The 16,123-nt window shown below is 64.1% G+C and carries 9 protein-coding genes; 7 read left to right on the forward strand and 2 right to left on the reverse strand.

The features are described from left to right. The gene (locus tag FA94_RS36580; protein WP_035561379.1) at positions 1 to 1,962 is read right to left on the reverse strand and encodes an FUSC family protein; all 1,962 of its coding nucleotides are present in this window, start codon (positions 1,960 to 1,962) and stop codon (positions 1 to 3) included. Positions 1,963 to 2,241: 279 nt separating this feature from the next. Next, positions 2,242 to 2,973 (reverse strand): 2OG-Fe(II) oxygenase, encoded by a 732-nt coding sequence (locus FA94_RS36585; RefSeq protein WP_035561382.1) that lies wholly within the window; start codon positions 2,971 to 2,973, stop codon positions 2,242 to 2,244. Positions 2,974 to 3,145: 172 nt separating this feature from the next. Between FA94_RS36585 and FA94_RS36590 the strand changes: the two genes are divergently transcribed. From FA94_RS36590 to FA94_RS36620, 7 genes are all read left to right on the forward strand, one after another. Then, positions 3,146 to 3,994, forward strand: coding sequence for an HTD2 family dehydratase (locus tag FA94_RS36590; protein WP_035561385.1), 849 nt, complete (start codon positions 3,146 to 3,148; stop codon positions 3,992 to 3,994). A gap of 252 nt (positions 3,995 to 4,246) precedes the next feature. After that, positions 4,247 to 5,746, forward strand: coding sequence for an L-piperidine-6-carboxylate dehydrogenase (gene amaB, locus FA94_RS36595; protein ID WP_035561388.1), 1,500 nt, complete (start codon positions 4,247 to 4,249; stop codon positions 5,744 to 5,746). Positions 5,747 to 5,896: 150 nt separating this feature from the next. Beyond that, the gene (locus FA94_RS36600; protein ID WP_035561391.1) at positions 5,897 to 7,069 is read left to right on the forward strand and encodes an NAD(P)/FAD-dependent oxidoreductase; all 1,173 of its coding nucleotides are present in this window, start codon (positions 5,897 to 5,899) and stop codon (positions 7,067 to 7,069) included. A 174-nt stretch (positions 7,070 to 7,243) separates the two neighbouring features. Then, positions 7,244 to 8,440 carry an aminotransferase-like domain-containing protein gene (locus FA94_RS36605; protein ID WP_035561393.1) on the forward strand — a complete coding sequence of 399 codons (1,197 nt, stop codon included), beginning with the start codon at positions 7,244 to 7,246 and terminating at the stop codon, positions 8,438 to 8,440. 363 nt (positions 8,441 to 8,803) lie between these two features. Then, positions 8,804 to 10,594: a DUF2138 domain-containing protein gene (locus tag FA94_RS36610; RefSeq protein WP_035561395.1), complete on the forward strand. Its 1,791-nt coding sequence runs from the start codon at positions 8,804 to 8,806 to the stop codon at positions 10,592 to 10,594. Next, on the forward strand, positions 10,595 to 11,302 hold the full coding sequence (locus tag FA94_RS36615; RefSeq protein WP_035561397.1) for a DUF1175 domain-containing protein: 708 nt from the start codon (positions 10,595 to 10,597) through the stop codon (positions 11,300 to 11,302). Further along, a complete protein-coding gene (locus FA94_RS36620) occupies positions 11,299 to 16,110 on the forward strand; it encodes an alpha-2-macroglobulin family protein (protein ID WP_081936314.1) in 4,812 nt (1,603 codons plus the stop codon). Before FA94_RS36615 ends, FA94_RS36620 begins: the two co-directional genes overlap by 4 nt. Positions 16,111 to 16,123: the final 13 nt, after the last annotated feature.

A 16,123-nucleotide genomic window follows, 5' to 3' on the forward strand; every position in this document is an offset into this window, starting at 1 on the left:
TCAAACGCTCCGACTTCTAAATGCCCAATTGAACATCCGCCGAGTTTGCTGAACCGGCTGGGTCAACCGATCAAACAACTGCGCGACCGCGCCATCGAGTTGAGCCAGCGCTGGCGCCGCATCCGGAGCGACATCGAGCGCGGCAACCGACGCTTCACGCTTTTCCAACCTGTCCAGCGCAGAACCCTCACCGCTATACCGCGCAATCAACGAATCCAGCCGCGCCACGATCGATGCCATATGCGCCGCTCCAACTTCCGCCGCATTAAGCGCAGCACCTTCCGACACCGCGTCGCCGCGCCGCGACGCATCACTTAACACCCGCGCCCAATGCAGGCAGCAAAGCAGCGAACCGATAGCCAGCTCAACATCGGGATTCCACACCACAACGCGTTGCGTTTGCAGCGGTTTCAACGCAATCCGCAGATCATGCCAACTACGATCGAGCTTGCGCATCGCCGAAGTCGCATCCGACGTCGCATCCACAGCCCCATCCGCAGCACGGTGACCATGAGCCCGCGAATAACCCGCTACCCGCACGACCTCCCGCAAAGCCGCAAGCACCGCCCCAAGTCTCGCTTCCACATGCCGCGTCGCCGCAAGCGGCATCATCAACATCGCGACCGCGAACGACACGAGACACCCCACCAGTACCTCTTCGATCCGCAGCTCGGCCAACGGCCCCATCGCGAAGCCCAGCTCGCCATAAACCAGCCCAACGAGCACGGTGATAAAAAACACGCCCGGCGCGTACGCATTCAGAATGAAGTAAGCCCAGCCGAAAACGCACACCACCATCGCCGCCACCAGCAACCCAGGCGAGCCATGCAACGGCGCAACCAGCAGCACGCTGACCAACGCACCGGCCAGCGTTCCCACGAGCCGCTGTGCGCCGCGATATACCGTGTCGGCGCGCGACCGTGTGCCGAGGAACACGACGAACGTCGTGATCACCGCCCAGAACCATCGCTCGGGCGACAGCGAGTGGCCGATCAGCATCGCGAGAAACGCGGCGGTCGTCGCGCGCGTGGCGGGCAGCCAGCAGAGCTTGGCGCGCAAATCGGCGAAACGCTGCGCTGCGGACGCAGCAAAGCGAACATCAACATCAACGCGTGAAGGCAACCCCGCCGCCCTTCCCGCACGACCTCGCTGCGCCATCTCCCTAAGCCGCCCAATCGCGTGCCGCAGCACCTCCGCGCTCGCCTGCATGCCACCCGAAGCCGGCCCCGCAGCAAACGCATGCTGCCCAGCCGCGACTTCCACTTCGACGATCCTCTCGCGAACCGTCTCGGCATCCGGCGGATTCAGCAACGCCAGTTGCTCCTCAAGCGACAGCGCCGCTTCATTCAACGACGAAAGATTCGCCGCCCCCGGCGCATGCAGCAGACGCGCCGCGCGCAACATAACCGTGTGCACGGCCAGCCGGAAATTCGCCGTGACCCGCGTCGGCACCAGCACGCGGCCGACCAGCGTCACCATCACCGGCCCCAACGCGGACAACAACAGCGACATCACAAGATGCTGCATCGAAGGATGCAGATACAAGCCCAGGTAAAAACACACCACGCCCAGCATCGCGCAGCCCAACGCGCGCGGACCGCACGCCTGGCACAGCATGCCGACGAACATCACGACGAGAAAACCCGCATCGCCGGCGAGCGGATAGCGGCTCAGCACGCTCGACGCGGCGAAACACGCGCACGAGCACAGATAAAGGTAGAAAAGGGTGCCGAACCACGCGGACCGTCGCGCGTCGCGCACGAACAGCGGCGCGACCATCGCGAAGAGGATGCCGGGCGCAGCGAGGGTGATGGGCTGGTGGTAAGACACGGTCCACGCGATGCTGGCCACGCCGGTCAGCAGGCAGGCAAGCGCAACGCGCAACGCGTTATGGAGGCGGACGAGTCCCGGGTCCGCGGCTAGCAGACGGTCGGCGACGCGCGAAAATGCGGCAGCAATCATGATCGATGATATCCAGGCTAAGTGGCCGCCTTCGGCTTTTGGCCGATTGCGACAGGGCGGGCACGCGGGCCGCCACCTACGTATCGCCGAACTGGGCCGTCATGCCGGGATCACCGGCCAACAGCCCCGTCCGACGACGGGCGATAACACCCGAACAGGCACACCAAAACACGCTGCAAAGGGTGGCGCAGCGCATCCGGTGGGTTCGGGTTTTCCCGGATGATACCTGGACAAAATGACGCTTGTCGAATTTTTGCGGCAGCGCAGCACCGCGCCACGTCAGGTGGCGTCGTGGAAAATCACCCCAAGCGTATGCCGCTGGCCCGAGCGCAGGCGGCTCACGCCATGCCGCAGATTCACCCGGTACGGGCCGCGCGTGCCTTGCACCGGCCGGTGCTGCACCGCGAACACGACCGCGTCGCCCTTGCGCAGCGGCACGACTTCCGCGCGCGACTGCATCCGCGGACGCTGCTCCGTCATCACGAATTCGCCGCCGGTGAAGTCCACGCCCGGCTCGGACAGCAGAATCGCCGCCTGGAGCGGGAACACGTGCTCGCCGTAGAGATCCTGGTGCAGGCAGTTGTAGTCGTCCGGCGCGTATTGAAGCATCAACGGGGTCGGACGCGTCTGGCCGGCGGCGTGGCAGCGCTCGATAAACGCCGCGTGCGCGGCCGGATAGCGGGCGTCGATCCCCATCGCCTCGTTCCAGCGATTCGCCACCGGCGCGAGACGCGGATAAAGCTCGCCGCGCAGACCGGCGATCAGCGACGGCAGCGGATACGCAAAGTACTTATATTCACCACGGCCGAAACCATGCCGCGCCATCACGACGCGGCTGCGGTACAACCTGTCGTGCGGATAAAGCGCGGTCAGCGCATCGCATTCTTCCGCGCTGAGCAGATTGCGCAACATCGCGCAGCCGTGCCCATTCAGTTCTTCTTCCACGTCGAACCAGTCGACCGCATCGACGCGTTGCGCCAGCGAGTCCGCCTCTCTCACAATCGTATTCATCAGCCATCTCCATCCAGCATTTTTCGAGCGATGACCGAGTGTAAGCACGCGTCATCGGCCACACACTCCGGCTCTTGCTCTTTCATTCCCGTCCCGGCTTGGCTCGCCCTGCCGCATCGGTCATAGTAGGGCCCTCGTTAAGCGCCAATGCGGCTACCCGGAGACTCATCGCATGTCCGACTCCCCACAGAAACTCGACGACTGGCTGTTCAAGGAAGTCGTCGTCAAAGACGACATCACCGCCTTTCCGCTCACGGCGATGGCCGCCACGCTCGACCGCGAGGAGAGCGGCATCACGGTGCCGCCGCTGTGGCATTGGCTGTACTTTCTGGAAGCCGCGCCGCTTTCCAGGGTCGGGCCGGACGGTCATCCCGAGCGCGGCGGTTTTCTGCCGCCGGTGCCGTTGCAGCGTCGCATGTGGGCCGGTGGGCGTCTGACGTTTCATGCGCCGCTCAACGTGGGGGAGCGCGCCACGCGCACATCGACCATTGCCAATATCGAAGACAAGACCGGCCGTTCCGGCCGGCTCGTGTTCGTCACGGTGCAGCACACGATCGAAGTCGGCGGCGAACTGAAGCTGGAAGAGGAACACGACATCGTCTATCGCGACGCGCCCGAGGCGGGCGGGCATCCGCCCAAGGCGGCGCTCGCGCCGGAGGGCGAAACGTGGCGCCGCACGATCGACGCCGACGCGGTCCTGCTGTTCCGCTACTCGGCGCTGACCTTCAACGGCCATCGCATTCACTACGATTATCCGTATGCGACGGAGGTGGAAGGCTACCCCGGCCTGATCGTGCATGGCCCGTTGATCGCGACGCTGCTGGTGGATCTGGTGCGCCGCGAAGTGCCGGACGCGGATACGGCGTTGCAAAGCTTTGCCTTCAAGGCGCTGCGCCCGGCTTTCGCCGGCCAACCCTTGACGGTATGCGGCAAGCTCGCCGCGGATGGCAAGACGATCGAGCTGTGGGCCAAAGACCACGAAGGCTATCTGATCATGCGCGCGATGGCCGCGCTCGCCTGAAATCCTGGCATATTTCCAATAAGAAACGAATGTGGCGGCGACGGTGCCTTTCCTTAACGCGGGCGCCCACGGCCGCGCGCTCACCGCACGCCCAGCAAGCGGTACGCGAATTATGCGTGCCATTCATGCCTGGCAAGCCTGACCGGGTTTTTCCACGGTCCGCCCCGGGCAAATACGCTTGCCGCCATAAAATCCCCCGTGTATAGTTTCCGAACTTACTCTTGTTTCGCATCGGAAATTAAAGGGATTCTCATGGACGCTTCCACCATCCTCGCCGACCTCGGCATTGCCCAAGCGGCGCAAGCCGGCGACATCGCGGTTCATTCGCCGATTACCGGCGAACTCATCGGCCGCGTGGCCAGTAACACGGTGGCGGAAGTCGACACGGCCCTCGCCCGCGCGCAAGAGGCGTACACCGCCTGGCGCAACGTGCCGGCGCCGCGCCGCGGCGAACTGGTGCGTCTGCTCGGCAACCGTCTGCGCGAAAAGAAGCACGCGCTCGGCAGCATCATCACGCTCGAAACCGGCAAGATCCTCCAGGAAGGCATGGGCGAAGTGCAGGAAATGATCGACATCTGCGATTTCGCGGTCGGTCTGTCGCGCCAGTTGTACGGCCTGACGATTGCGTCGGAGCGTCCGGGCCATCGCATGGCGGAAACGTGGCATCCCATGGGCACCTGCGTGGTGATCTCGGCGTTCAATTTCCCGGCCGCCGTGTGGTCGTGGAATGCGGCGCTCGCGCTGGTCTGCGGCAACGCGGTGATCTGGAAGCCGTCGGAAAAGACGCCGCTCACCGCGCTCGCCGTCAATCAGATTCTGATCGAAGCGTTGCAGGAATTCGGCGACGCGCCGGCCGGCCTGACCGCGTTGATCAACGGTGGCCGCGACGTCGGGGCGAAGCTGGTGGCGGACCCGCGCGCGTCGATCGTCAGCGCGACGGGCAGCACGGAAATGGGTCGCACGGTCGGCGTGGAAGTGGCCAAGCGCTTCGGCCGCTCGCTGCTCGAACTTGGCGGCAATAACGCGGGCATCGTCACGCAAACGGCAGATCACGAACTCGCCATGCGCGGCATTCTGTTCTCGGCGGTGGGCACGGCGGGGCAGCGTTGCACGTCGCTGCGCCGTCTGTTCGTGCACGAAAGCGTGTACGACAAGACTATCGAACGTCTGCAGCAGTTGTACAGCAAGGTGCCGCTCGGCAATCCGCTCGAAAAGGGCACGCTGATGGGTCCGCTGATCGACAAGCAGTCGTACGCGCGCATGCAGGAAGCGTTGCAGCAGGCCACGGCTGAAGGCGGCAAGGTGTTCGGCGGCGAGCGCGTCGAGGTGAAGGGTTACGAAGGCGGCTACTACGTGCGTCCGGCAATTGTCGAAATGCCGTCGCAAACGTCGGTGGTGCTGAAGGAAACCTTCGCGCCGATTCTGTACGTGCTGCGCTACTCCGATTTCGCGGAGGCGGTCGAAGCGAATAACGCGGCCGTGCATGGTTTGTCGTCGTGCGTGTTCACGACCGATCTGCGCGAAGCGGAACGTTTCCTGTCGGACGCGGGCAGCGACTGCGGTATCGCCAACGTCAATATCGGACCGAGCGGCGCGGAAATCGGCGGCGCGTTCGGCGGCGAGAAGGAAACCGGCGGCGGCCGCGAATCGGGTTCGGATTCGTGGAAGGCCTACATGCGCCGCGCGACCAACACGGTCAACTACTCGTCGGCATTGCCGCTCGCGCAGGGCATCGATTTCAATATCGACTGATTCGGCTTGATTCAGTATTACCGAGCGCAGTCAGTGAAAGCAGCGGCGCATTCGCGCGCCGCTGCCGCTTTATCTTTGTACGACCTCATTCAGCAATCCGTTTGCGCCGCCCGGCGTTGCAGAGCGGCCACGTTATTCGTGGAGTAAGACGTGAGTTCCAAAGTCGTTATCGTCGGCGGTGGGGTAATCGGCAGCTCGATTGCGTATTTCTTGCGGCTGTCCGATCCGACAGTCAGCGTGACGGTGATCGAACGCGATCCGACTTACGCGCGCTCTTCGTCGGCGCTCTCCGCGGCGTCGATCCGTCAGCAATTCTCCACACCGCTTTCTATTCAGATGTCGCTGTTCGGCATTGAGTTTCTGCGCGCTATCGGCGAGCGACTCGAGATCGACGGCGCGAAACCGTCTATCGATCTGCACGAAGGCGGCTATCTGTTTCTTGCGACGTCGGCTGGTGACGCGACGCTGCGTGAAAACCACACGCTGCAAAAAAGTCTCGGCGCCGATATCAGTCTGCTCGACCGGATCGAGTTACAAGCGCGCTTTCCTTGGCTCAATACAGAAGACCTCGTGGCCGGCGCGTATGGCGAAAGCGGCGAGGGCTGGTTCGACGGCTACGGTCTCGTGCAGGCGCTGCGTAAAAAAGCCCAATCGCTCGGCGCGCGCTACGTGGCGGCCGACGTCACCGCGATTCATCGCGACGGCAAACGCGTCACGCAAGTGCAAACCGCGAACGGCGAAACCTATCCGTGCGACGTGGTCGTGAACGCCGCCGGCGCCTGGTCGCGGCGCGTGGCGGAAATGGTCGGCATCGACATTCCGGTGTATGCGCGCCGGCGCAGTATTTTCAACGTCACGTCGCCGGGGCAACTGGAACGGTGTCCGTTGCTGATCGATCCGAGTGGCGTGTATTTCCGCCCCGAAGGCAAATCGTTTATCTGCGGCACGTCGCCTTCGCCCGAAAACGATCCGGACGATCTGCCGCTCGACGAAGTCGATCACGCGCTATTCGACGACGTAATCTGGCCGACGCTCGCGCACCGCGTGCCGCAATTCGAAGCCCTGCGTGTGCAGAATTGCTGGTCCGGTTACTACGAATACAACGTGCTCGATCAGAACGCGATTATTGGCTATCACCCCGACGTCGATAACTGTATTTTCGCCAATGGCTTTAGCGGTCATGGTTTGCAACAAGGTCCGGCAACCGGGCGCGGCATTAGCGAACTGATTTTGCATGGCCGTTATACGTCGCTGGATCTGGGTTCGCTGAGTTTCACGCGGGTGCTTGAAAATCGCCCGATTGTGGAAAAGAACGTGGTGTAACGCCATGCATGGATGACGCAGCCGGATAATACGGCGACGAGTTGATGCGAAAAGCGCAATACATGGTGCGTAGAACTCGTTTGCCGCTCACGCGGACGACGGCCACAATCGACGCCGTTCTTTCCCCGGCAACTGAGTCGGCAAACCAGCCGCCAAACCCAACGGCCCGTCACCATGTTCGCATTCACTCCCGCCTTCGAAGCGCCCACCGGTTCGCCGATCCGCGAGCTGTTCAAGTATCTGGCGCAGCCCGGCATGATCTCGTTTGCCGGCGGCTATCCGGCCGGCGATCTGTTCGATCGTGAAGGGCTCGACGCCGCGGCGGCGCGCGCGTCGCAACAGACCACGCTGTGCCTGCAATACGGCCCGACCGACGGGCTGCCGGTCCTCAAGGAACAACTCGCCAGCCTGATGACGCGCCGCGGCACGCCGTGCGCGCCGCAGGACCTGCTCGTGACGACCGGTTCGCAGCAAGGCTTCGATCTGTTGCTGCGCGTGATGGTCGCGCCCGGCGATGTGGTGCTGGTCGAACAGCCCGCTTATCCGGCGACCTTGCAGGCGTTGAAACTGCAAGAGGCCGACGTGGTGACGGTGCCCGTCGATCACGACGGCCTCGACGTCGCCGCGCTCGCCGCACTGCTCAAAGCCGGCACGCTGCGCCGCGCGCCGAAGCTGCTGTACACGGTGCCGACCTTCGCCAATCCGACCGGCGCGACCTTGTCGCTCGAGCGCCGCACGGCGTTGTTGAAACTGGCGGTGCGCTACCGCTTCCTGATCGTCGAGGACGACCCCTATGGCGACCTGCGTTTCAGCGGCGCCGCATTGCCCTCGCTGCTGGCCTTGAGCGCTCAGGTGCCGGGTTCACGCGACTGGGTGGTCCATTTTTCCAGCCTGTCGAAAATCGTCGCGCCGGGTTTGCGGGTGGGCTGGATGATCGCGCACGCGGAGATCTTGCGACGCTGCGTGGTGGCCAAACAGACCGTCGATCTCTGCAGCTCGCCATGGACCCAGGCCATCGCGGCGGATTATCTCGCGCAGGGTGCGCTGGAACGTCATCTGCCGCGAATCGTCGACGCTTATGCCGTGAAATGCCGCACGTTGTGCGATGCGCTGGACACGCATCTGTCGGAGCATATCGCCTTGCATCGTCCTGCAGGCGGCATGTTCGTGTGGGCGCGATTAAAGGCCGGCCAGAATGCGACGGATTATCTGCATGCCTGTATCGAACGGAACGTGATGTTCGTGCCGGGCGTCGCGTTCTATAAAGACAATATCGATCAGGCCGCACTGCGTCTGTCATTCGCCGCGCCGGGCGTCGCCGATATCGAAACCGGCGTGCAGAGAATGAAGCAGGCGCTGGATCTCGTTTGACGGCGACCCACGCGGTATTCACAGAAAAGCAGTCAGGTCAATACTTGAAATAACCCGGCGCGCAGCGTATGCGAAGCCGGGTTTTTTTATGTGGGACCTAAATCTCAGCGAATTAGCATGGAAACCGATTCCCCGTCACGCCTGTATGCGCGTTCGAATATCTTAATGAATTGCACGCGCCTTTTCGTCAAACTCCTGAAACATGGCGAACTCATGGCGAACTGTTAAATAGAAAGATACAAAGCACCACTGGTTTTCTGCAAAAAATATCGGTTATGATCGCTGCCTTCGGCGATTGATCCGGTTGGCTTAATTCGCCGGGCATCCAAGTTAATACCGTCGCATCGAACCAGAAGAAATCAGATGAAGATGTCGCGCAAAAAGATTGCAATCCTGGTAGTCGGTCTTCTGATCGTGGCCGGCGTGATCATTCAGGCGGTGTGGCGTCCATTCGGGCATCGCAAAGCCACCGGGGCCGAAAATAGCGAAGTCGTTCTCGACATTCATCATCCCGATGCGGTGATCGATAGCGAAGCATTGTCCCGCTTGCCGCGCGATATTTTGCGCGTGCCGTTATTGCATGACGTGCTGACGCAAGACTTCGTCGACTACTACGAATCGAATAACACGCGGCTGTCCGCCGAGGGCGCGCTGCGGCGTCTCGCGTTCGAGCATCAACTGGATTGGCGCGACGAACTGATCCGCCGCGTGTTCGACGAGCCCGCGCATGTGCTGCTGTGGCGCTCGCCCGACGGCCGCCTCGGCTACTGGGTGATGTCGATGCATCGCAACGGGCTCGCCAAGCTGCTGCAAGGCTACGCGAACGTCGCCGCGAGCGACGCGCAACTGAGCCAGGTCTCCAAGCTCTCCGGCGACGTGCCGGTCTACGCGTTGAAACTGGCGGTGGGCCGCACGCTGCTGTTCGCGACCAAAGGCGATCGCCTCGTGGTGATCTCCGCGCCCGGCGTGCTGCTCGACCAGAAGGGCGGCGTGCTCGGTGAGCGCGGCGACGCGGTGTCCGAGATGCTGTCGTCGGGTCGCGACGACGCGGCGAGCGCGTACCGGCTCGACGCCCCGGGCGACGCGCCGAAGGGCCACCGGCTGGTGGTGTCGGCGAATTATCTGTCGTTCGGTTATCAGGCGTTTTTCTCGGGCATCGACGCGCTGCGTTTCGATTTCTCGCCGAACGGCAATGCGGCCGCGAGCTGGCAAACCTCGGCGCTGATCGAGCCGGGCAAGTTGCCGCAACAGTGGAACAGCACCGACTTGTGGCGCGCGCTGCCGGCCAATGCCGCGGCGTGTACGAGTTTGCCGGCGGACTGGAAGGAAGCATCGGGTCTGTTGGGTAAGGTTGCCGACGGCGGCGAGGACAACGCGGCCGCGATCGGCGATCAGCTCGCCGGTCCCGCAGCGGTGTGCTGGTACGCGAAGTCGACGCTGGTGGCGCCGGTGTTCGTCGCGCGGGTGAAGACGCAGGACGCGGCCAGCATCGCCGCTCTGAAGACCGCGCTCGGCAAGACCTTCGGCAATGTGATCGGCGCTTATGAAGCGAAGGCGGCCAAAGCGGACGGCAGCGACACCGGCTATCGGCGCCTGCCGGTCACCACGCACGATCAGGGCGCCGACGTCACCGTGTGGCAACGTCCGGTGAGCGCGAACGCGGGGACGGCGTTGACGAGCAAGGCGTCGTTCGCGTCGCAATTGTCGGCGGAACGCTATTTCCCGGTGACGCTCGCGCTTGCGCACGGCTATCTGATCTTCTCGCCGGACGGCCGTCTCGTCGACGATACGCTCGCGGTGCTCGACAAGCGCTACCCGGCACTTGCCGACACGCTCGCACCGCAACGTCTGCCGCGCACGATTCTGACGCTGACGCCTTCGTCCGCCGCCGCGCTGATCGAGCGCGAAGCCGGCGCCGCGTTGCCGGCCGATCAGGAAGCGGTGTTCCGCAATGCGTCGCGCACGCATCTCGTGCCGAAGCTGCATGCGCTCGCGCATTACCCGCCGGTTTCGTTGAGCCTGCCGCAGAATCTGCCGGGTTCGACAGGCTGGGTGCCGGTCGAATGGTGGTTCGATCGTGCGAAGGGCGGCGCAGGGGCGGACACGAGCGCAACGGATGCGCCGGCGGATCAGCCCGGCACCGAGGGCGATTAAGTGCGCTCACTTCGCGTCCCCAGCGCGTCGCGTCGCGCGTGGTTCGCGCACGCGGCCTCGGCGTTCGTGCTGAGCGGCCTCGCGCCCTATGCGCACGCCCTCAGCAGCACCACCGCCTCGCCCGATCCCGACGCGCTTTCGCCGCAACAATCCGCCGCCTTCCGCGCGTGGTTCGTGCGGATCGTCGACCAGCAGATGCGGCGCGGCCCTACGCCGCGCTGGACGCAACGCGACTGCGCGGGCCTCGTGCGCTTCGCGGTCGGCGAGACGCTTAAATCGCACGACACCCGCTGGCTGCGGGCCAACGGCATGACCAGTCTCGCGGACACCGGCAGCCTGCCGCCGGAGCTGCAACTGTCGGCGTCGCAGCGCACGCTCGCGAATCGCTGGACGCAACTCGACGGCTCGACCAGCGCGTACGCGTCGGCGATTGCACTGATTCAACGCAACAGCCGTTTTGTCTCGAAGGACGTCAACCAGGCGCTGCCCGGCGACCTGCTGTTCTTCGACCAGGGCGACGACCAGCATCTGATGATCTGGCTGGATCGCTACATCGCTTATCACACAGGCACCGTCACGCCGACCGATACCGGTCTGCGCGCCGTCGCCGTTTCCGACCTGATGCAATGGAAAGATTCCCGCTGGCAGCCGCTCGACGGCAATCCGAATTTCGTTGGCGTGTTTCGTTTGGACTTTTTGACACCATGAACCGAATGAACTCCGTCATGCCATCGAATGGTTGGTTGGCTCGCGTGCGCAGTGGCGCGCGCAACCGCGCGGCCGTCACGCTGGCCGCACTGTTTGCCGCCATGACCCTGGCGCTCGCACCGTCCGCTTATGCCGACGACAGCGCGTCGGCAGCCAGCGCCGCCGATACCAGCATTGCCGCGAATCCGACCCTGCAGGCCGCGCCGAGCAGCAACTTCAGTTCGCAGAAGGTCGACGGCCAGCCGTTCTTCCTGCTCTCGGACGCGAGCTTCGGCAGCGATCAACTGGCGCAGGTGCGGCTGGAAGCGCCCGGCCGCGAGTACAAGGACGCGCTGCAGGCGTATGGCGGCGCGGACATCGTGGTGTATCGCGTGGCCAAGCCGCTGGACTTTCTGAAGGCGCAAAAGAATCTACATCGGCTGAACGTCGCGCCGAATTACCAGGGCGAAGGGCTCGCGAATACGCTCGCGTATCTGTGGGACCGCTGGTTCACCGAAGCGCGCCGCGCGTGGCAGCGGGTGTTGTCGTTCGCGACGCGCAGCAAGGCGACCGAAGCGGCGCCGCAATTCAAGCTCGGCGAGCAGACCGGTCGCGCGACGCAGTTCGAGCCAAACGCGCAATTCGCGCCGCTGAAGGGCTATGACATCGTCGCGCGCTTCCGCTATCCGATCTGGGACGCGAAAGTGATCGAACCGCCCAAGGGCGTGAATCTGGAAGGCAGTAGCAGCAACTTTATCGAAGCCAGTTCGGGCAACGTGATGATTCCGGTCGGCAAGCTGCCGCCGGGGCTGTATATCGTCGAGGCCGTGATCGGCAACTATTGCGCGCATACGCTGCTGTTCGTGTCGGACACCGTGGCGGTCGTCAAAGCGGCGTCGAGCGGCATGCTGGTGTGGACCACGCGGCGCGATAACGGCAAGCCGGTGGCGAATACGGACGTGAGCTGGACCGACGGCGTCGGCGTTTTGCAAAGCGGCACGACCGGCAACGACGGCGCGCTGATGCTGCAACACGTGAGCCCCGAGCGCAGTTATGTGCTCGGCGCCGATCCGCAGGGCGGCGTGTTCGTCTCCGAGAATTTCTATTACGACAGCGAGATCTACAACACGAAGATCTACGCCGTGACCGATCGGCCGATGTACCGGCCCGGCGATCCGGTGCATGTGAAGTTTATCGGCCGTACGTTCCAGAACGCGACGCAATCCACCGCGCCCGTCGAAGCCGACATCAAGCTCGACGTGCTCGATCCGAACGGCGCGCCGGTCGCGACCAGCAAGGTGCATTTCGCGTCGGATACCGGCGCGGACACCGCGTTCACGCTGCCCGCCGACGCCACCGCCGGCGGCTACACGTTGCGTTTCGATTACAACGGCGACGTGTACGGCAGCGCGTTCCGCGTCGCCGAATACGTGAAGCCGCATTTCGACGTGAACCTGTCGATGGACAAGGCCGACTACGCGACCGGCGAGCCGCTGAAGGGCAAGATCCAGTTGCGTTACCCGGACGGCAAGCCGGTGCGCGACAGCAAGATCTCGGTCACGTTGCGCGCGCAGAAGGTCACGATCGTCGACGGTGAATTGCGTTATGCGGGGCTCTTTCCGGTCAAGCTCGAACAGCAGGAGTTGAAGACCGATAGCGACGGCAATGCGAGTCTCACGCTGCCGGCCGCGAAGGAACCGAGCCGCTACGCGTTGACGCTGTTCGCGCAGGACGGTGCGGCGTACAAGGTGCGCGTGACGCGCGAAGTGCTGATTGCGCGTGGCGCCACGCCGTATCGGCTGACGTCCGCGAAGTCGTTCTCGCAGCCGAAAGAAGCGGTCAACTTCGACCTGCAGGCGCTCGGTACGCTCGACCCCGCGTCGCATGCGCCGTCCAAGTGGGAATGGACCCGCCTCGAATCGCAGACGCATGGCGAAGGCGCGCTCAAGGGCACCGCCGCGAACGGCACGCTGTCGTTCCCGGTGCAGTTCGACGAACCCGGTTCGTACATGCTGTCGGTCAAGGACGACCAGGGCAATCTGCTCGCCGCCGCGAGCCATTGGGTGGCAGGCGACGGGTTGAAAGCGATTCCGGGCAGCGTCGAAATCGTGTTCGATCGCGACCGGTACAAGATCGGCGATACCGCCGAGGCGCTGATCACGTTCCCGATGCCGGTCGACGACGCGTTGCTGACGCTCGAACGCGACAACGTCGAACATCGCGCGCTGCTGTCGGCGGGCGGCGACTGGTTGCAACTGCAACGTGTCGCGCCGTCGCAATGGAAGGCGCGCATCAAGGTCGGCGCAGAGTTCGCGCCGAACATGACGTTCTCGGTGCTGTACGTGCATGCCGGCGAATTCGTGTTCCAGAACGCGGGCATTGTCGTCGCGCAGCCGCAGATCGAATTGAACGTGAAGAGCGACAAGCCGGTGTACGGCCCGGGCGACACGGTCACGCTGAACTTCGACAGCACGTTGAACGGCAAGCCGGAAGCGGCGAACCTGACGGTCAGCGTGGTCGATGAAATGGTCTACGTGTTGCAGCCGGAAATCGCGCCGAATATCGTCGACTTTTTCTATCACCCGCGCCGCAATAACGTGCGGACCTCGTCGAGCCTGTCGTTCATTACGTACGACCTCGCGCGTGCGCCGCTGAAGGGCGCGCCGGGCGGCCCGCAACGCGCGAACTACAACGAGCGCGGCGTGAAGGTGCTCGAACGGCCGCGTCGCGACGATCAGGACACAGCCGCGTGGGAAGGCAACCTGAAAACCGACGCGAACGGTCACGCCACGATGACCTTCAAGATGCCGGACTCGCTCGCGCGCTGGCGCATTACGGTGCGCGCGGCGGCGCCGGACGGCATGGTCGGTCAGCGCACCGCATACGTGCGTTCGGACAAGGCGCTGTATCTGAAGTGGAGCGGGCCGTCGCATTTCCGCCTGAACGATCAGCCGACCGTCGACATGATCGCCTTCAACCAGACGGATGCGGACATGGACGCGCAGTGGCTGGTGGACGGCGGCGGTCTGTCGCTGAACCAGAAGGTCACGCTCAAGCGCGGCGCGAACTATCTGCGCTTGCCGAGCGGCGCGCTGAAGGCCGGCGTGATCAACTCGACCTTGCGGCGCGACGGTAAAGACGTGGACCGTTTGCAGACCACGATCCATCTCGACGCAAGCGGCTGGCTCGACCTGCATCAAAACACGGTCGCGCTGGACGGTTCGAACAAGCCGCTCGATCTGCCGCAAGACGCGCAAGACATTAACGTGCGCTTTATCGGCAGCGCGGCGAGCCAGTTCATGCGCGTCGCCGACGATCTGATCAACTATCCGTACGGTTGTGCCGAACAGACCTCGAGCCGCTTGATTCCGCTGGCGCTCGCGCATGATGCGATCGGTCACGGCGATAACGCGAGTTCGACGCAAGGGCTCGAAGCGCTGCTGCGCAATCAGCGGCAGCGTCTGGCGATGCTGGCGGGTGTCGGCGGTACGTTCGGCTGGTGGGGAGACACCACTGGCGGCAGCGCGCTGATCACCGCCTACGCGTATTACGCGGACTGGCTCGCGAGCCGCAGCCTCGGCATCAGCCTGCCCGCCGACAACTGGCAGCACGCGATGGACGTGTATCGCGATGCAGGCGCGAAGGAACCGCTGCTGCATCGTGCGCTGGCGTTGTGGTTCATGCAGCAGATGGGCTTGCCGGTCGCTACGCCGGTCTCGGGCGTCGCGTCGGATCTGTTGAGCGATGCAGCGGCGACCGCCAATGCGCCGGCCACCGCAAACAAAGGCCCGACGTATGGCGCATCGGACAGCATCGTATTCGCGCAAGCCGATTCGCCGCGCGGCAAGCAGATGGCGATGCTGCTGATCGCTTCGATGGCGCGCGGCACAAACGCGCAACTGCCGGATGGTTTCGACGCCGCCGCGAACGCCGCACGTACCGCGTTGACGAACGATCAGACGCCGCTGGTGCAAAGCCTGCTCGTGATGACCGGTGGCGATAGCGGCGCGGCGGCGGATACATCGGCGTTGCTGGCGAAGAGCAGCGCCGATTACCCGACGCTCGACCGCGCGCTGACGTTGTCGTGGCTGCGCAAGGGCCTCGGCGGCGATGCGCCGGTGGGCACGTTGCCGTCGCTGCAAGGCGCGGGCTGGACGCGCGCCACGACGCCGACCGGCACGCCGCTGTGGAAGTGGAACGGCGTCAGTGCGCCGACCACGCTCGACGCCGGCGCGGCGCGGACCGACGTCAACGCGCTGGTCTCGTTCCGCAGTCACGCGAGCGAGGACAGCCGTCTGAACATCACGATCGAGCGTCATTTCTACAAGCTCGAACCGCTGGAAGTGAAGGCCGATCCGAAGAAGGGCGAAAGCGCCGAGAGCCAGTTGGGCCGCGCGACGTTCACCGCGAAGCGCGTGAAGTCGGGCGACGCGATCGACAGCAACGCGCTGTACGTCGACGAAGTCACGCTCACGCCGCGCTCGGGCAATGCCTACCACTATGGTTTGCTGGACGTGCCGCTGCCGCCGGGTGGCGATGTCGAAGCAACGAGCTGGGGCGTGTCGATCGACGGTCTGCCTGGCGAGAAGGAAGGCGTGAGCGGTCCGCAGCCATTCGCGCGCGCCGCGTCGTACGAGATGGGTGAGCTGGCGTATCACCAGCCGGTGCCCCTGCTCGACCGTCCGGTCACGTTGCGGCAACTGGTGCGCTTCGCGTTGCCGGGCACGTTCGCGTTGCCGCCCGCGCGCTACTTCCGCATGTATCAGCCGGACGCGAAGGCGTTCGAAGGCGGCAAGAGCGATCGCGTGAATACGCTGCGCATCGAGTAAGCGAGTGAGCGCC

This window comes from Burkholderia sp. 9120 (assembly GCF_000745015.1).
In the GTDB taxonomy this organism is placed as follows: domain Bacteria; phylum Pseudomonadota; class Gammaproteobacteria; order Burkholderiales; family Burkholderiaceae; genus Paraburkholderia.

Coding starts and splice junctions, on each gene's coding strand:
- FA94_RS36580 (WP_035561379.1), bottom strand. CDS start 1,962: ATGATTGCTGCCGCATTTTCGCGCGTCGCCGACCGTCTGCTAGCCGCG.
- FA94_RS36585 (WP_035561382.1), bottom strand. CDS start 2,973: ATGAATACGATTGTGAGAGAGGCGGACTCGCTGGCGCAACGCGTCGAT.
- FA94_RS36590 (WP_035561385.1), top strand. CDS start 3,146: ATGTCCGACTCCCCACAGAAACTCGACGACTGGCTGTTCAAGGAAGTC.
- amaB (WP_035561388.1), top strand. CDS start 4,247: ATGGACGCTTCCACCATCCTCGCCGACCTCGGCATTGCCCAAGCGGCG.
- FA94_RS36605 (WP_035561393.1), top strand. CDS start 7,244: ATGTTCGCATTCACTCCCGCCTTCGAAGCGCCCACCGGTTCGCCGATC.
- FA94_RS36610 (WP_035561395.1), top strand. CDS start 8,804: ATGAAGATGTCGCGCAAAAAGATTGCAATCCTGGTAGTCGGTCTTCTG.
- FA94_RS36620 (WP_081936314.1), top strand. CDS start 11,299: ATGAACCGAATGAACTCCGTCATGCCATCGAATGGTTGGTTGGCTCGC.